14 protein-coding genes are annotated in these 17,921 nt (G+C 56.4%); 11 read left to right on the forward strand and 3 right to left on the reverse strand.

What is annotated here, in order from left to right; translation table 11 throughout:
* Positions 1-86: 86 nt before the first annotated feature.
* Positions 87-1,373 (reverse strand): citrate synthase, encoded by a 1,287-nt coding sequence (gene gltA / locus IEW65_RS02925; RefSeq protein ID WP_083026630.1) that lies wholly within the window; start codon positions 1,371-1,373, stop codon positions 87-89.
* A 488-nt stretch (positions 1,374-1,861) separates the two neighbouring features.
* Between gltA and sdhC the strand changes: the two genes are divergently transcribed.
* The 9 genes from sdhC (at position 1,862) to sucD (ending at position 13,623) form a co-directional block, all read left to right on the forward strand.
* Entirely contained in the window at positions 1,862-2,239 is a 378-nt protein-coding gene (gene sdhC / locus IEW65_RS02930) for a succinate dehydrogenase, cytochrome b556 subunit (RefSeq protein ID WP_229755454.1), read from the forward strand.
* Entirely contained in the window at positions 2,233-2,580 is a 348-nt protein-coding gene (gene sdhD, locus IEW65_RS02935; RefSeq protein ID WP_062373586.1) for a succinate dehydrogenase, hydrophobic membrane anchor protein, read from the forward strand. Before sdhC ends, sdhD begins: the two co-directional genes overlap by 7 nt.
* A gap of 3 nt (positions 2,581-2,583) precedes the next feature.
* Positions 2,584-4,359 carry a succinate dehydrogenase flavoprotein subunit gene (gene sdhA / locus IEW65_RS02940; protein WP_188638011.1) on the forward strand — a complete coding sequence of 592 codons (1,776 nt, stop codon included), beginning with the start codon at positions 2,584-2,586 and terminating at the stop codon, positions 4,357-4,359.
* Between the two features lie 27 nt (positions 4,360-4,386).
* Complete coding sequence (locus IEW65_RS02945) at positions 4,387-5,097, forward strand: succinate dehydrogenase iron-sulfur subunit (RefSeq protein WP_188638012.1); 711 nt, start codon at positions 4,387-4,389, stop codon at positions 5,095-5,097.
* 333 nt (positions 5,098-5,430) lie between these two features.
* On the forward strand, positions 5,431-8,265 hold the full coding sequence (locus tag IEW65_RS02950; RefSeq protein WP_188638277.1) for a 2-oxoglutarate dehydrogenase E1 component: 2,835 nt from the start codon (positions 5,431-5,433) through the stop codon (positions 8,263-8,265).
* A 38-nt stretch (positions 8,266-8,303) separates the two neighbouring features.
* Positions 8,304-9,866 (forward strand): 2-oxoglutarate dehydrogenase complex dihydrolipoyllysine-residue succinyltransferase, encoded by a 1,563-nt coding sequence (odhB, locus tag IEW65_RS02955; RefSeq protein ID WP_188638013.1) that lies wholly within the window; start codon positions 8,304-8,306, stop codon positions 9,864-9,866.
* A gap of 113 nt (positions 9,867-9,979) precedes the next feature.
* Positions 9,980-11,419 (forward strand): dihydrolipoyl dehydrogenase, encoded by a 1,440-nt coding sequence (gene lpdA / locus IEW65_RS02960; protein WP_188638014.1) that lies wholly within the window; start codon positions 9,980-9,982, stop codon positions 11,417-11,419.
* 165 nt (positions 11,420-11,584) lie between these two features.
* Positions 11,585-12,751 (forward strand): ADP-forming succinate--CoA ligase subunit beta, encoded by a 1,167-nt coding sequence (sucC, locus tag IEW65_RS02965; RefSeq protein ID WP_188638015.1) that lies wholly within the window; start codon positions 11,585-11,587, stop codon positions 12,749-12,751.
* Positions 12,751-13,623, forward strand: coding sequence for a succinate--CoA ligase subunit alpha (sucD, locus tag IEW65_RS02970; RefSeq protein WP_188638016.1), 873 nt, complete (start codon positions 12,751-12,753; stop codon positions 13,621-13,623). The genes sucC and sucD overlap by 1 nt, the downstream gene beginning before the upstream one ends.
* A gap of 90 nt (positions 13,624-13,713) precedes the next feature.
* Here sucD and IEW65_RS02975 read toward each other — a convergent pair whose 3' ends face one another.
* The gene (locus IEW65_RS02975; protein ID WP_188638017.1) at positions 13,714-14,730 is read right to left on the reverse strand and encodes a glucosaminyl phosphatidylglycerol flippase; all 1,017 of its coding nucleotides are present in this window, start codon (positions 14,728-14,730) and stop codon (positions 13,714-13,716) included.
* Positions 14,708-15,826: an N-acetylglucosaminyl phosphatidylglycerol synthase gene (locus IEW65_RS02980; RefSeq protein WP_188638018.1), complete on the reverse strand. Its 1,119-nt coding sequence runs from the start codon at positions 15,824-15,826 to the stop codon at positions 14,708-14,710. Before IEW65_RS02980 ends, IEW65_RS02975 begins: the two co-directional genes overlap by 23 nt.
* 361 nt (positions 15,827-16,187) lie before the next feature.
* On the opposite strand from IEW65_RS02980, the gene IEW65_RS02985 reads away from it, so the two are divergent.
* Together IEW65_RS02985 and IEW65_RS02990 are read left to right on the forward strand one after the other, a co-directional pair.
* Positions 16,188-16,604, forward strand: coding sequence for a CopG family transcriptional regulator (locus IEW65_RS02985; RefSeq protein ID WP_188638019.1), 417 nt, complete (start codon positions 16,188-16,190; stop codon positions 16,602-16,604).
* Between the two features lie 53 nt (positions 16,605-16,657).
* Positions 16,658-17,863: an extracellular catalytic domain type 1 short-chain-length polyhydroxyalkanoate depolymerase gene (locus tag IEW65_RS02990; protein ID WP_188638020.1), complete on the forward strand. Its 1,206-nt coding sequence runs from the start codon at positions 16,658-16,660 to the stop codon at positions 17,861-17,863.
* Positions 17,864-17,921: the final 58 nt, after the last annotated feature.

Below are 17,921 nucleotides of genomic sequence, written 5' to 3' on the forward strand. Positions count from 1 at the left end.
GGGTTGAGAGCAAACAAAAGGCCACCCTTGGGTGGCCTTTGTCATCCTATGTATCCATCAGAGTGGATCGATGCGTCAACAGTCGATCACTTTGTTGGATAGTCACGTTTTTCGTGACCAATATACAGCTGGCGCGGACGGCCAATTTTGTAGCTTTCGCTCAGCATTTCGTGCCAATGAGAGATCCAGCCAATGGTGCGCGATACCGCGAAGATCACGGTGAACATATTAGTCGGAATGCCCATGGCTTTCAGAATAATGCCGGAGTAGAAGTCCACGTTCGGGTACAGTTTGCGCTCGATGAAGTACTCATCTTCCAGAGCAATCTGTTCCAAGCGCTTAGCGATTTTGAGCTGCGGGTCGTCAGCCATGCCGAGTTCGGCAAGCACTTCATCGCAGGTCTCTTTCATCACTTTGGCGCGCGGGTCGAAGTTGCGGTAAACGCGGTGACCAAAGCCCATCAGCTTGAACGGGTCGTTCTTATCTTTGGCTTTATCCACGAAGCGCTGAATGTTCTCTTCTGAGTCGTCGCCGATCTCATCAAGCATATTCAGTACGGCTTCGTTCGCACCACCGTGCGCCGGGCCCCACAGTGCCGCGATGCCAGCACTGATACAGGCAAACGGGTTGGCACCGGTAGAGCCTGCTAAGCGAACAGTAGAGGTAGAGGCGTTCTGCTCGTGGTCCGCATGCAGCATAAAGATGCGGTCCATGGCTTTCGCGTATACCGGATTGATTTTGTACTCTTCGCACGGGTTGCTGAACATCATGTAGAGGAAGTTCTCTGCATAGCTCAGGTCGTTGCGCGGGTAGTTGAAGGGCTGGCCAACGTTATACTTGTGCGACATTGCTGCCAGAGTGGGCATTTTCGCAATGAGGCGAATAGCGCTGATCACCCGATCTTCTTCCTGGGTGATGTCCATATGGTCATGATAGAAGGCTGCCAAGCCGCCTACCACACCGCACAAAATCGACATCGGGTGCGCGTCACGGCGGAACCCTTTGAAGAAGTTGTTAATCTGGTCGTGCACCATGGTGTGATTGCGAATGCGTGATTCGAAATCAGCGTACTGCTCATCATTGGGCAGCTCACCAAACAGTAGGGTGTAACAAACTTCTACAAAATTAGACTCTTTCGCCAGTTGATCAATGGGGTAGCCGCGGTGCAGCAGTACGCCCTTGCCGCCATCAATGTAGGTGATTGCGGACTGGCAGGAAGAGGTGGCCATAAAGCCGGGGTCGTAGGTAAACAGGCCTTCAGCACCTAAGCCGCGCACGTCGATGACGTCGGGGCCAAGTGTGCCGGAATACATGGGTAGCTCGATCGTTTTATCAAGACCGTCTACCGTCAATGTCGCTTTCCTGTCAGCCATGCTGGCCTCCTTTCGAATTCGGTTTGGGACGTAAAGTCGTTGTTTCGCATACCGCGCCGGCGAAAAGGCTTGCCCACTATAGAAGTGTGCGACATTTTGTCAATTAGCCTAAGCGCTAGGTATGCTTGTACAGACATTGTTGTTTTGAATAATTTTTGTATATGATGAACTGGGTGTTCATAATAGCTAAGTGCCAGAGGATTGACGATACGTTACCAGGCTTATCAAACCATCAATCTCCTGTCACTATAACCATGCTGCATCGCAAAATCGACTCGGGTTGGCGGCATTTTTCTTGCACCATGGTCGAGTTAAGCCTGAGATCGGTTTGTCAGCAGGGGCTAAGGTTCTTATAATCCACGGCGCGCGACCGGCAGGTAGGTGGTCGTGCCCGACTTGGCAACGGCCGAGCCCCTTCCAGCAACCACTGCCCGCTCGGGCTATGCCCGACCTGTCGCAGAGCGGGCCAAGAGAGTGTGTATAACGCCGTGAATAGCAAACGACCCGTAAACCTAGACCTAACTACGATACATTTCCCACTGCCGGCGCTAACGTCGATTACACACCGTATTACGGGTGTCATCCTGTTCGTTGGTCTGATCTTCGCTTTTTGGGCGTTGGGTAAATCCCTGTCATCTCCGGCTGGCTTTGATGCTGTCAGCAGTGCCTTAGCTAACAACTTCTTCGCCAAGTTCGTTGCGTGGGGGCTGCTGTCTGCCCTGGCATTCCACTTTGTGGCGGGCACTAAGCACCTGCTGATGGACGCCAATATTGGTGTGACCTTAGAAGGTGGCGTTAAAAAAGCACAGGCTACCGTTGTAGTGAGTGCGGTTCTGATTATTCTGGCAGGAGTTTGGGTATGGTAACCAACATCACAAGTTTTGGCCGCAGTGGTCTATCCGACTGGCTGATGCAGCGCGTGTCTGCAGTGATCCTGGCCCTTTATACGGTCTTCGTGGTTGCCTACCTGCTGTTTAACCCGAACCTGGATTACTACACCTGGAGCGGCCTGTTTGAGCAGACGTGGATGCGTATTTTCTCGCTACTCGCGTTTGTTTCCATCGCCGCGCACGCCTGGATCGGTCTGTGGACAGTCACCACCGATTACCTCAAGTCCACTCGCCTGCGCGTGGGTGCCCAGACGCTGATCATTCTGGCCATCTTCGTGTACCTGGTGTGGGGCATTCAAATTCTGTGGGGAGCTTGATACATGTCTAACCTTCGTAGCCTGACATTTGACGCCATCATCATCGGTGGCGGTGGCTCTGGCCTGCGTGCTGCGCTTGAACTGGCGAAATCCGGTAAGAAGACAGCCGTACTGTCCAAAGTGTTCCCGACACGCTCTCACACGGTTTCTGCTCAGGGTGGTATTACCTGTGCGATCGCGTCTGCTGATCCAGATGACGACTGGCGCTGGCACATGTACGACACGGTCAAAGGCGGCGACTATATCGCTGACCAGGATGCCGCTGAGTACATGTGTTCTGAAGGCCCCAAAGCGGTGTTTGAACTTGAGCACATGGGCCTGCCGTTCTCGCGCTTCGATAACGGCCGTATTTATCAGCGTCCGTTCGGCGGTCAGTCGAAAAACTTTGGTGAAGGCGGTCAGGCAGCACGTACGTGTGCGGCCGCTGACCGTACCGGTCACGCGCTGCTGCACACCCTGTACCAGAACAACCTCAAGAACAACACCACGTTCTTGAACGAATGGTACGCGGTCGATTTGGTCAAGAACGCCAGCGGTGATGTCGTGGGCTGTATCGCCATGTGCATCGAAACCGGTGAAGTGGTTCACGTTAAATCGAAAGCCACGGTTCTGGCCACTGGTGGTGCAGGCCGTATCTATGCCTCTACCACTAACGCTCTGATCAATACCGGTGACGGCATCGGCATGGCGCTGCGCGCCGGCTTCCCGATGCAGGACATGGAAATGTGGCAGTTCCACCCGACCGGTATTTACGGTGCGGGCACCCTGGTCACTGAAGGTTGCCGTGGTGAAGGTGGTTACCTCGTCAATAAAGACGGCGAGCGTTTCATGGAGCGCTACGCGCCCAACGCCAAAGACCTGGCAGGCCGCGACGTTGTTGCGCGCTCCATGGTGATGGAAATCCTTGAAGGCCGCGGCTGTGGCGAGAAGGGCGACCACGTATTCCTGAAGCTTGACCACCTGGGCGAAGAAGTCCTTGGCAAGCGTCTGCCGGGTATCGTTGAGCTGTCCAAAACCTTCGCCCACGTTGATCCGGCGAAAGACCCGATTCCGGTCGTTCCGACCTGCCACTACATGATGGGCGGTATTCCGACCAACATTCATGGCCAAGCAATTACCCAAGACGAAAATGGCAACGACCATATCGTTAACGGTCTGTTTGCCTGTGGTGAAGCGGCGTGTGTATCGGTACACGGTGCTAACCGCCTGGGCGGTAACTCACTGCTTGACTTGGTGGTCTTTGGCCGTGCGGCAGGTATGTTCATCGAAGGCGCGCTGAACGAAGGTATCGAGTACCTCGACGCTTCTGAGTCAGACATCGAATTCGCGATGAAGCGTATTACGCGCTGGAACGAGTCTGAAGAGGGCGGCGAGAGCATCCCTGAGCTAAAAGCGCAGCTACAAGACATTATGCAGAACTCTTTCGGTGTATTCCGCGAAGAGAAAAACATGCAAGAGGGTGTCAAAAAGCTGGCGGACCTGCGTGAGCGTATTGGTAAAGCCCACCTGCCGGACAAATCCAACGCCTTTAACACCGCACGTGTGGAAGCGCTGGAGCTGGACAACCTGATGGAAGTGGCAGAAGCAACGGCGATTGCTGCCCTTGAGCGTAAAGAGAGCCGTGGTGCCCACTCGCGCTACGACTACCCTGACCGTGATGATGTCAACTGGCTGAAACACTCGCTCTTCTTCCCAGCGACCAAAGAGCTGAAGAAGCGCGACGTTAACTTCAAGCCAAAAACCGTTGATACGTTCGAGCCTAAGGTTCGCACCTACTAATCTCCGCACTGACGAGAGGGAGTCACCATGTCCAATCTTCAGGTATCCGTATACCGTTATAATCCGGAAACCGACTCCGCGCCCTATATGCAGGAGTTTCAGGTCGATACCAAAGGCCGCGATCTGATGGTGCTAGATGTACTGCACCTGATGAAAGAGCAAGACAGCGGTTTGGCCTATCGCCGTAGCTGCCGCGAAGGCGTGTGCGGTTCCGATGGCATGAACATGAACGGCAAAAACGGCTTGGCGTGCATCACGCCGCTGTCAGACGTTGTGAAAGGCAACAAGCTGACGCTGCGCCCGCTGCCGGGTCTCCCGGTCATCCGCGATATGGTGGTTGACATGGGTCTGTTCTATAAGCAATACGAGCGCATCCAGCCGTACCTGCAAAACGACACGCCAGCGCCCGCCATTGAGCGCCTGCAGTCGCCAGAAGAACGCGACAAGCTGGATGGCTTGTACGAGTGTATTCTGTGCGCGTGCTGCTCTACGTCGTGCCCATCGTTCTGGTGGAATCCGGATAAGTTCGTAGGCCCTGCAGGCCTGCTGCAGTCTTACCGCTTCCTGGCCGATAGTCGCGATACGGCTACCCGCGAACGCCTCACTAGCTTGGAAGATCCGTTCTCTGTCTTCCGCTGTCGCGGCATCATGAATTGCGTGGCGGTATGCCCGAAAGGTCTCAACCCGACCCGCGCAATTGGTAAAATTCGTGAAATGTTGCTCGCAGACGCTACGTAACTACCTAATCCTATGAAGAAAAAGCGTCTACCACGTAAGTTGCAGCATAAAGCTACTTAAATCGTGGCGCTTCGCTTGTTATCATAGGGGCAGTCATGGTGCGGCGACGCGTCGCACCATGACCAGCCAAGTTTAAAAGCCGGTGCTTTAAGTACCGGCTTTTGAGCATGAACTGGTAATGAAACGCGTCGCAAATACGTGTATGAACAAGGGCTTCCGGCCTCCGGTCGGCGCCGCCGGCAAACGTCCCGCCCCGCCGGCAGGGCAATAGCGATGTCGTTGCTAGCATGCAGCGATGCCGATACCACCCCATCAGTGCAGGGTGACCGAGAGATGCAACAAGGCATAATGGAGTTGATGTGGCGTTCCTCTCACGTTAGTGGTGGCAATGTCCACTACGTGGAAGCGCTTTACGAGCAGTACCTCGCCGATCCTGATTCTGTCTCAGAAGAATGGCGCAGCTATTTTGATCAGCTGCCACGTTCTGAAGGCAGTGCCTCCCACGATGTTCCACTAAGCCCCATTCGTGATCAGTTCTACCAGCTGGGCCGTGAAAGCCGCCCGGGCCGGGTAGTCGCCGCCTCCGACAGCGGTGAGAACAAAAAGCAGGTCAAAGTCCTGCAGCTGATCAACGCTTATCGCTTCCGTGGCCATCAAAAGGCCAATATCGACCCGCTTGGGCTGCGTAATCCCACCCCCGTCCCCGACCTCGATTTGTCGTTCCATCAGCTTTCTAAAGCTGACCTCGACACCGAGTTCCAGACCGGTTCGTTTTTCCTTGGTATTGATAAAGCGCCGCTGCGCGAGATCGTTGATGCGTTGGAGCAGACCTACTGCCGCTCCATCGGTTGCGAGATCATGCACATCGTGGATACCGAAGAGAAACGCTGGCTACAGCGTCGGTTTGAATCGGTTCGCAGCGCACCTAAGTTCAGCGACGACGTGCGCAAGCACGTGCTGGAGCGGCTGACCGCGGCAGAAGGTTTGGAAAACTACCTGGCATCTAAGTACCCAGGTACCAAGCGTTTTGGTCTGGAAGGCGGTGAATCGTTCGTACCGATGATGGACGAACTGATTCAGCGAGCAGGCGGTTACGGCACTAAAGAAGTCGTGATTGGTATGGCCCACCGTGGCCGTTTAAACCTGCTGGTCAATATTTTGGGTAAAAACCCAACGGATTTGATCGACGAGTTCGATGGTAAGAAGGTCATTGAGCGCGGTTCTGGTGACGTTAAATATCACCAAGGCTTTAGTTCCAACGTGATGTCCCCGGGTGGGGAAGTTCACTTGGCGATGTCGTTCAACCCGTCGCACCTAGAAATCGTAGCGCCGGTTGTCGAGGGCTCTGTACGCGCTCGTCAAGACCGCCGTAACGACGACGAAGGCAGCAAAGTTCTGCCGATCAACGTCCATGGTGATGCCGCTTTCGCCGGTCAGGGCGTGGTGATGGAGACATTCCAGATGTCTCAAACCCGTGCCTACAAAACGGGCGGCACGGTGCATATCGTCATCAACAACCAAGTGGGCTTTACGACCTCTAACCCCTTGGATGCACGCTCCACGGAATACTGTACTGACATTGCTAAAATGGTTCAGGCGCCGATTTTCCATGTTAACGGCGATGACCCTGACGCAGTGATCCATGCGACCCAAGTGGCGCTGGATTACCGCCAGCAGTTTAAGAAAGACGTTGTGATTGACCTGGTGTGCTACCGCCGCCGTGGCCACAACGAGGCTGATGAGCCGTCAGGCACCCAGCCGATGATGTACGCCAAGATTAAAGACCACGCCTCCTCGCGCACGCTGTATGCGCAGCGTTTGGTGGAGCAGGGCGTCATCTCTGAAGAAGATGCTAAGGCCATGGTAGAAACCTACCGTGATGACCTAGTGGCTGGTAATCACGTTGCCAATGCGCTGGTACAAGAACCCAACACGTCGCTGTTTGTGGACTGGGCGCCTTACCTGGGGCATGAGTGGACCGGTGACGCTGACACGACGTTTGATATGAAGCGCCTTCAGCAGCTAGCCGCGAAGATGTGCGACATTCCCGACGGTGTCGATGTTCAGCGCCAAGTGGCCAAGATCTATGAAGACCGCCGCAAAATGCAGGCGGGCGGTATGGGTCTCAACTGGGGCTTTGCGGAAACGCTGGCCTACGCCACGCTATTGGACCAAGGCCACCCGATCCGGATTACCGGTCAGGACGTAGGTCGCGGTACGTTCTCTCACCGCCATGCGGTGGTGCATAACCAAAAAGATGGCTCCACCTACGTGCCGCTGCAGAACATGTCTGACGGCCAGCCACGTTTCACTATTCACGACTCCTTCCTGTCGGAAGAAGCCGTGCTGGCGTTTGAGTATGGTTACTCGACCACCGCCCCGAATGACTTGGTTATTTGGGAAGCGCAGTTTGGTGACTTCTTCAACGGCGCCCAGGTGGTGGTGGACCAGTTTATCTCCTCGGGTGAGACCAAGTGGGGCCGTCTGTGTGGTTTAACCATGCTGCTGCCGCATGGCTATGAAGGCCAGGGTCCTGAGCACTCCTCTGCCCGTTTAGAGCGCTTCTTGCAGCTGTGCGCTGAGCACAATATGCAGGTGTGTGTACCAACCACGCCCGCGCAGATTTATCATCTGCTGCGCCGTCAGGTCATCCGGCCGCTGCGCAAGCCGCTGGTGGTCATGTCACCGAAATCGCTGCTGCGTCACAAAGAAGCAGTGTCGAGCCTGGAAGATCTCGCCCATGGCAAGTTCCACATGGTACTGCCAGACCAAGCGAATCTCGCCGCCGACAAAGTCACTCGCGTGGTGATGTGTGCTGGTAAGGTCTACTACGACCTGGCTAACTGGCGCGCTGAAAACGAGCGTGACGATACGGTGATCATTCGTTTAGAGCAGCTCTATCCCTTCCCGAAAGAAGAGCTTCTGGAAGTGCTCCAGACGTACGCCAATGTGGAAGACATCGTGTGGTGCCAGGAAGAGCCGCTGAATCAGGGCGCCTGGTACTCCAGTCAGCACCACATGCGTGCCGTGGCCGATATGTTAAAAGACGGCCTAGGACGTGAGTTGAAATTCGCAGGGCGTCCCGCCTCGGCTGCTCCGGCAGCGGGCTACATGTCCGTCCACACTGAACAGCAGCGCCAGCTGGTGGAAGACGCTTTTAACCTATAAGCGCCCACCGGATTTAGAGAACATATAAGGGAAACGACATGGCTATTGATATCAAAGCGCCAACCTTTCCGGAATCCGTTGCCGAAGGCACTGTAGCTGCGTGGCATAAAAAGCCGGGCGACAGCGTCGAGCGTGACGAGCTGATTGTTGAAATCGAAACCGACAAAGTGGTGCTCGAAGTCGTCGCACCGGAAGCGGGTACCCTGACCGACGTGATGGCCGAAGAGGGCGATACCGTTGAGTCTGAGCAAATCTTGGGCAAAATTGGCGATGCCAGCGCGTCTAGCAGCAAAGAAGATAGCGCTTCTAAAGAGAGCTCTTCTAGCGATAGCAGCGCTGAAAAAACCGAATCAAAAGCAGAGTCTAAGCCTGCTGGCGGCGGTAAAAAGCACGATGTAAAAGCGCCTAGCTTCCCTGAGTCTATCCAGGAAGGCACCGTTGCCACTTGGCACAAGAAAGTAGGCGAAGCGGTTAAGCGTGATGAAGTGCTGGCCGACATCGAAACCGACAAAGTCGTGCTGGAAGTAGTCGCACCTGCTGACGGCGCTCTGGCTGAAATTAAAGCCGAAGAAGGCAGCCAAGTAGAATCGGAAGCGGTTCTGGCGATCTTTGCTGAAGGTGCCGGTGGCGAAAGCGGCGGCGATTCAGCGCCCGCAGCCGCCGATACCAGCAACGACGATGAAGGTGCCGATGAGAAAGTCGGTGACAAAATCCTCGCGCCTGCGGCACGTAAAATGGTGGCCGAGCACGATCTGGATGTTTCCAAGATCGAAGGCACCGGCAAAGGCGGCCGCATTCTGAAAGAAGATGTTCAGAAAGCTGTGAAAGACGGGTCTGCTAAGAAAGCGACCAAGTCTTCTGCACCGGCCAAAGCCGCTGCAGCGCCTGCGGTTCAGGGTGAGCGTGAAGAGAAGCGCGTACCGATGACCCGTCTGCGTCAAACCATCGCTAAGCGCTTGGTTCAGGCACAGCAAACCGCTGCCATGCTGACCACGTACAATGAAGTGGACATGACTGAGATCATGGCCCTGCGTGCTCAGTACAAAGATACCTTCCAAAAGACCCACGACATCAAGCTGGGCTTTATGGGCTTCTTTGTAAAAGCGGCTTCTGAAGCGCTCAAACGCTTCCCGGACGTGAATGCCTCTATCGACGGTACCGATATCGTCTACCACGGTTACCAAGATATCGGTGTTGCAGTATCCACCGACCGTGGCTTGGTCGTACCGGTTCTGCGTGACACCGACAGCATGAAAATTGCTGACGTTGAACGCACGATTGTCGATTTCGGCAAGCGTGGCCGTGACGGTAAGCTGGGTATGGACGACATGATCGGCGGTACCTTCACGATCACCAACGGTGGTACGTTCGGTTCCTTGATGTCCACGCCGATTATCAACCCGCCGCAAACCGCTATCCTGGGCATGCATAAAATCCAGGATCGCCCCATGGCGGTGAATGGTAAGGTCGAGATTCGCCCGATGATGTATCTGGCGCTCTCCTACGACCACCGCATGATTGACGGTAAAGATGCGGTAAGATTCCTGGTGACTATTAAAGAGCTGCTGGAAGACCCGGCTCGCTTGCTGCTGGACGTATAACGAAGCGCGCTGATCCGCCTTCGCTGTTAATTAAACGTTCTATGCAATCGCACTTTGCCTCCCGCCTGGTTTAGATCAAAACGGGGGGAGGCAACCAAGCTAAAGGAGCCAACATGGCTGACAAGTTTGATGTGATCGTTATCGGTGCAGGACCTGGTGGCTACGTAGCGGCTATTCGCGCTGCGCAGCTGGGCCTGAAAGCCGCCTGTGTTGAAAAATGGATTGGTAAAGAAGGCAATGTCGTTCACGGTGGTACGTGTTTGAACGTTGGCTGTATCCCATCCAAAGCGTTGCTTGAAGCCTCGCACAAGTTCGTCGAAGCCAAGCACGATTTCGATGATATGGGTATCAATGCCGGCGACGTCACCATGGACGTTAAAAAGATGATGGCTCGCAAGGACAAGATCGTTAAGAACTTGACCGGCGGCATCTCTGGCCTGTTCAAAGCCAACGGCGTTACCGCGATTGAAGGCACCGCGAAAGTGGTTTCTGGCAAGCAGGTTGAAGTCACTGGCCTGGACGGCAACACCACCACGTATGACGCTGACAACATCGTCATTGCGGCAGGTTCTGTGCCGGTGGAAATTCCGCCGACGCCGCTGACCGAAGGCCTGATTGTTGACTCCACCGGTGCACTGGAATTCCAGGAAACGCCGAAGCGTCTTGGCGTTATCGGTGCCGGTGTTATCGGCCTTGAGCTGGGCAGCGTATGGAACCGTTTAGGTTCTGAAGTGACCGTACTGGAAGCGATGGACTCCTTCCTGCCGATGGTCGACACCGCGATTGCCAAAGAGACCCAGAAACTGCTCAAGAAGCAGGGCATGGATATTAAACTGGGCGCTCGTGTGACCGGTTCGGAGTCAAAAGGCGAAGAAGTTGTCGTCAAGTACACCGATGCCAACGGCGAACAGGAAATGACCTTCGACAAACTGATCGTTTGTGTTGGCCGTCGCCCCTACACCAAAGGCGTCATCGCTGACGGTGTGAGCGTTGAGCTGGACGAGCGCGGTTTCATCTTCGTTGACGACCAGTGCCGCACCAATGTGCCGGGCGTTTACGCCATCGGTGACTGTGTACGCGGTCCGATGCTGGCGCACAAAGCGTCTGAAGAAGGCATCATGGTGGCGGACATCATCGCCGGCCATAAAGCCGAGATGAACTACGACACTATCCCGAACGTGATTTACACCTTCCCGGAAGTGGCGTGGGTCGGTATGACTGAGCAAGATGCCAAGGCGAAGGGCATCGAAGTCAAAACCGGTAGCTTCCCCTTCGCGGCCAGCGGCCGTGCTATGGCGAACAACGCCACCGAAGGCAGCGCCAAGATCATTGCCGATGCGGAAACTGACCGCATCCTCGGCATGCACATCGTGGGTCAGCACGCGGGCGAAATGATCGCCCAGGGCGTGATCGCGATGGAATTCGGCTCTAGCGCTGAAGACCTCGCGCTGACCTGCTACGCGCACCCGACCATGTCGGAAGCCGTGCACGAAGCGGCACTTGCGGTAGAAGGCCATGCAATTCATATGGCAAACCGTAAGAAGCGTAAGTAATTCGCTAAGCAACAACCAAGCGCCACCGTCAGGTGGCGCAACACTTTCAGCCCTGCACGGTAGCTTGTAGGAAACTGAAAGTACGGGGATGATCAGGGCGGGACAGATACGCTGTTAAGTCAACTGATCATCGTTCGAGTCACATGCAACCAATGGCATGAATCGATGAACCTTCACGAGTATCAAGGCAAACAGCTGTTTGCTGATTATGGTCTGCCAGTGTCCAAAGGCTTTGCCGTGGACACTCCCGAAGAAGCGGTAGAAGCGTGCAAAAAAATCGGCGGCGACATGTGGGTGGTTAAAGCCCAGGTTCACGCTGGTGGCCGTGGTAAAGCGGGCGGCGTTAAGCTGATTAAAGACCCGGCAGAAGCGAAAGCTTTCGCCGAGCAGTGGCTGGGTAAAAACCTGGTGACTTACCAGACTGACGAAAAAGGTCAGCCGGTTGCTAAAATTCTGGTAGAGACCTGCACCAACATCGCAGACGAGCTCTACCTGGGTGCGGTTGTTGACCGTACTACCCGCCGCGTGGTCTTCATGGCCTCTACCGAAGGCGGTGTTGAGATCGAAACCGTCGCTGAAGAGACGCCGGAAAAGATCCTCAAAGCTGAAATCGATCCGCTGGTCGGCGCACAGCCCTACCAAGCTCGCGAGCTGGCCTTTGCGCTGGGTCTGGAAGGCGATCAGGTGAAGCAGTTCACCAAGATTTTCCTGGGTCTGTCTAAGCTGTTCCATGACAAAGATCTGGCACTTCTTGAGATCAACCCACTGGTCATCACTGACGAAGGCAACCTGCACTGCTTGGATGCCAAACTGGGCCTGGATAGCAACGCCCTGTACCGTCACCCGGACCTGCAGGCCATGCGCGATCCTTCCCAGGAAGATCAGCGTGAAGCCGACGCGGCGAAGTGGGAACTGAACTACGTAGCCCTCGACGGTAACATCGGTTGCATGGTAAATGGCGCAGGCCTGGCCATGGGCACCATGGACATCGTCAACCTGAGTGGCGGCAAGCCCGCTAACTTCCTGGACGTTGGCGGCGGCGCGACCAAAGAGCGCGTAGCAGAAGCGTTCAAGATCATTCTGTCTGACGACAACGTGAAAGCTGTTCTGGTGAACATCTTCGGCGGTATCGTTCGTTGCGACATGATTGCTGAAGGCATCATCGGTGCCGTTGAGCAAGTGGGCGTTAACGTCCCGGTTGTCGTTCGCCTGGAAGGTAACAACGCTGAATTGGGCGCTGAAAAACTGGCGTCTAGCGGTCTGAACATCATCGCTGCTACCAGTCTGACCGACGCGGCTCAGCAGGTTGTTAAAGCAGCGGAGGGCAAGTAATGAGCATCCTGATCGATAAGAACACCAAGGTCATCTGCCAAGGTTTCACCGGTGGCCAGGGCACGTTCCACTCCGAGCAGGCGATTGCCTATGGCACGCAGATGGTCGGTGGTGTTACGCCGGGCAAAGGCGGCCAGACGCACCTGGGCCTGCCCGTTTTCAACACCGTGAAAGAAGCGGTTGAGAAAACCGGTGCAGAAGCCAGCGTGATCTACGTACCGGCACCGTTCTGCAAAGACTCGATCCTTGAAGCCGCTAACGCTGGCATCAAGCTGATCGTGTGCATCACCGAAGGCATCGCAACCCTCGACATGCTCGAAGCGAAAGTAAAATGCGACGAGCTGGGCGTACGCCTGATCGGCCCGAACTGCCCGGGCGTGATCACTCCCGGTGAGTGCAAAATCGGCATCATGCCGGGTCACATCCACCAGCCGGGCCGCGTAGGTATCGTTTCCCGCTCTGGTACCCTGACCTACGAAGCCGTTAAGCAGACCACTGACCACGGTTTCGGTCAGTCTACCTGTGTCGGTATCGGCGGCGACCCGATTCCGGGTTCCAACTTCATCGACATCCTCGAGATGTTCGAGAAGGACCCGAAAACCGAAGCGATCGTGATGATCGGCGAAATCGGCGGCACCGCCGAAGAAGAAGCCGCGGCTTACATCAAAGCCAACGTTTCCAAGCCGGTGGTTTCCTACATTGCCGGTGTGACTGCACCTCCTGGCAAGCGTATGGGCCACGCGGGCGCCATCATCTCTGGCGGTAAAGGTACTGCCGATGAGAAATTTGCGGCCCTCGAAGACGCCGGTGTCAAAACCGTTCGCTCTTTGGCGCAAATTGGTGACGCGCTGAAAGAAGTGACCGGCTGGTAAGCTGCGCACTTTTTTTGTGACGCTGAAAAGGGCACCTTCGGGTGCCCTTTTTGCGTTTGAGGAGGTTAAGTAAGGAAAACGGTGAGGTGGCTAGCGCTGACGCAGCAGGCGCGCGCTGTAGAGCAGGAGCAGCGGCGCGCCGGCGGCAAGGTACAAGTGGTAGCTAATCAGCCGCCAGACCAGCACGGCGGCCGCGGCCTGCTCCCGGCCCATCAAGGGCAGCAGCAGGCTTCCCACCCCCACTTCAGCCGCCCCCGCGCCGCCAGGCAGAAAGCTGAATTGGCTAGCGGCCATGGCCAACATCTGGGTTAAGAACGTCCAGAGCCAGTCGGCGTGCCCACCGATGCCAATCACCGCTAGGTAAAGCAAGCTGTAGCGCAGCAGCCAGTGCAGGGTCGTGAGTGCCAGCATCGCTGCCAACGTGGCTTTGGGCAGCGCCAATGTAATACGCAGCGCGTACCGGCAACGTAACAGCCGCCGGACCAGCCAGCGCCTGCGGCTAGGGCGAATCCAGGCCAGCCGCTGACGACGAGAACGCAGCAGGCGAGGCAAGTACCCCATCATCAGCGAGACGCCCACCGCTAACAGCGCGAGCCCCAGTAATGAGAGCTGCACCAGCCCCTGGTGTGGCCACTGGGCATCACCGAATACCGACATCGCTACCAAACCGCTCAGCATCAGCAGAAAGAACAGCAGGTCGCACCCCTGGTCGATGAGAAACACGGCGGTGCCTTTTGAGGGCGAAAAACCCCGCTGGGCCAGTAGTAACAGCAGGGTGGCCGGGCCGCCGCTACCGCCCGGTGTGGCGCAGAGTGCGCACTTCGCCGCCAGCTCAATGCCCAGCGCACCGCGCTGCCCAAGCTGGCCTGCACGGCCGTTCAGCATCAGGCGCAGCCGTGCGGCGTTTAAGTTCCAGCACAGCGCCGCCATAGCAATTATCAGAACCAGTAGGCCAATGGGAAACTGCGCCACATGCTCAAACGCTTGGCTGCCCCCCGCAAGCGATGTGAGCACCAGCGGTGCCACCAGGGCAGCGAGCAGTAGAACGCCGTGTAGCGGACGAAAGCGCAGCAGCCGTTGGGGTTTAGCGGCGGAGGGCAAGGGCATTAGGCTGTTCGAGTCCACAGAGGTCGACATAGTGCGTGAGCAGCGAGCCAATCACGCTATCCCAGCTAAACTGGCGCTCCACAAAGTGGCGCGCGTAGCGTCCGCTGGCGGCAATATCGTTGCTAAACAGCGCGGAGCAGGCGTCCGCCATCGCGTTAGGGTCAAGCGGCTGACAGAGCACGCCCGCGCCCAGCGGTACGTTCTCGATCAGCGCGCCTGCCCGCGCGCCAATCACCGGCAGGCCGCTGGCCATCGCTTCCTGGGCCACCAGCCCAAAGGTTTCGCGGGTGCCCGCATGCAGCAGCGCATCGCTACTGGCCAGCGCCCTGGCCACTTCATGGCTACCGCAGCAGCGGTTGACTACCGTGACATTGCTGGGCACTTGAGTCGGCATGCCCGGCCCCATCAGCAGCAGGTGGTAGTCGCTGCCAAGCGCCCGCATGGTGGCGAGTAGCACGTCGATATTTTTCTCGCGCGAGAAGCGGCCAACAAAAATCAGCAGCTTTTTATCTTCAGGAATGTTCATGGCCGCACGGAAGCCAGAGTCGCGCCGTGAAGGGTGAAACTGCTCTAAATCAACCCCCAACGATTGCACGCGCACGTTGGGCACGCCCCACTCGGTGAGTCGGTTAGCCATGGCGTGGCAGGGGGCCAGCACGCTATCAAAGCGCTGGTAAAGATCCACCACGTAGCGAATCAGCCGTTGGCGAACATGGCGGCCAAAGCGGTCGCCCATCAAGTGGGGTAGATCGGAGTGGTAGAAACCCACCACCGGCACGCCCAATTGCTGGCCAGCGTCCAGCGCTGCCCAGGCCGTAACGTAAGGGTCGCCTGCTTCGATTAACGTGGGGGAGAGGTGGATCAGCGCGTCGCGCCAGGGGCGGCGGCGCACTGGAAATCGGTAGCCTTGGCCAAGAGGTAGATGCAGCGCGGGCAGCGTGTGGTGGTCACCTAAACTATCACGCTCTGCTCCGGGCACCAGCAGGCTGGTGCGTAGGTTAGCCGTTCGGGAGAGCACGCGATGCTTAGCCTGTAAGTAGGTGCGAACGCCGCCGCTTGCCGGGGCGTGGAACATGGTCACATCGGCAATGTGCAAGGTAACCTCCGATCCACATGGGTGTCATCGAACTACCTTAGGATAGAAATAAGTCAATTCAGCGACAATTGAGCCGCCACTTTTTATTTCCTGCCAACCGCTCCAGCTTTTTATTCCATCCCCTTTGACACTTTATCCCCATTCCCATCTCTAGCTTGGTTGCCGATGGACGTTCTCTTGTGCGTATTGGTTGACTGTTTGCCGAACTAGGCTAATATAACATCCATATGGATGGTATATGGATTCCAATTAGATGGTTTTTAGGTTGGTGACGTGCTTATGTTGGCGGCACGGTGTCAGAAACCTCACATCAAGCAACATCCACCCGCCGATTGATGATTTAGCGCAACGAGGAAGATACATGAGCGTGCATGAACTGCGCCGTAAGGGCGGTGATTCCAGTGAGAAGATCACCATTAACCTGGGGGTTGTGGATCTGGGGCAGATCGATCTGCTGGTTCAGGAAGGGTTTTACTCCAACCGGACCGATCTGATTCGCACCGCTATTCGCAATCAGCTAGCGACCCATGCCGAGGTCGTCAAAGAGACTGTGAGCCGTAAGGCATTTGTGTTGGGCCTTGAGCATTACAGCCGTGCGGATCTAGAGGCGCTGCAGTCAGCGGGGGAGACGTTGCAAATTCAAGTGCTGGGCATGGCCAGCATTGCCGACGACGTGACGCCCGAGCTTGCCCTCGCCACCATCGAGTCCGTGGTGGTATTGGGCGCACTCCATGCCAGCAAAGCGGTGAAAGCCGCTCTGGCGGATCGCATCCACTGAACGACCCACTCAATAAGCGCTGACCACGCCATCATTGAATAAGGATATTGAAAATGATCGATGCCACGATGACGAAGCGAATGGAAGAAGCAACGCGGCTCACCCGCGCGGGAAAGCTACAAGAGGCCATGGCGATTCTCCAGGGCGGCACTCCCGACGTTAGAAGCGCAGAAACGACGGATAATTCTTATCAGCAAGGCGATACTTTTGACGGGACCTGCGAGGTCATTGATGAAGAAGCCACTGTATCGCAGCCAGAGCCTTCTGAGTCGCCAAGGGGCGCATTCTCGCCCGGTAATATTCAGATGCCTGCAGCATGGCGCGATAAGTGGATGAAGTTTCGTGGTGGCATGGCGCAACCCGAGCAAGCGCCGAACTCCAGCGAGAAACCGCAGCCAGGGGCGTTCACTGCCGGTCGGTTTACCCACTCTGTGGGGTCGCGTGATTACAAACTGTATATCCCTAGCGGCTATCATGGGCAAGCACTGCCGCTGGTAGTGATGCTGCATGGCTGCACGCAGAACCCTGATGACTTCGCTGCCGGAACCGAGATGAACCGGCTAGCTGAAGAGCAGCTGTGCTGTGTACTTTATCCGGCTCAGCCGATGACCGCGAATAGCTCGAAATGCTGGAACTGGTTCAAGGCTGAAGACCAGCAGCGTGAGAGAGGTGAGCCCGCCATCATTGCTGCCATGGCGCGCCAGATCATTGATACCCACGGGCTAGATGAAAAACGCGTCTATGTGGCCGGGCTTTCTGCAGGCGCTGCCATGGCAACCACCCTGGCGATGACCTACCCAGATCTGTTTGCGGCGGTAGGCGTGCACTCCGGGCTACCCCACGGCGTCGCCCAAAGCCTTCCCGATGCGTTAAGTGCCATGCAAGGGGGAGCAGGGCCTCTTGGCGGTGGTAAAGCGAAAGGCACCCAATGGGAGTCGGAAGTGCCCGTGATTATCTTTCATGGAGATCGTGACACCACCGTGCACCCGAGTAATGCGCAACGCGTGGCCGCCCAGTACCGTCAATCGCGCCTAGCAGGGGCGGCAGTGGAGCAGGGGAATGTGGCGAATGGCCACTCCTATACGCGTACCACGCACCATGACGCGAAGGGTAAACCCCATATGGAGCAGTGGCGCATTCACGGCGCGGGCCACGCTTGGTCAGGGGGCAGCGCTAAGGGCAGCTATACCGACCCTAAAGGCCCCAATGCCACTCAGGAAATGCTGCGTTTCTTCTTGCAGCACCAGCATGCTGGATAACCCCTCTCACCTATACTGCCTGCACAGACACAACAACGGCGCCCTAGAGCGCCGTTGT

The sequence above is a fragment of the Vreelandella lutescens genome (assembly GCF_014640815.1).
GTDB classification, from domain to species: Bacteria; Pseudomonadota; Gammaproteobacteria; order Pseudomonadales; family Halomonadaceae; genus Vreelandella; species Vreelandella lutescens.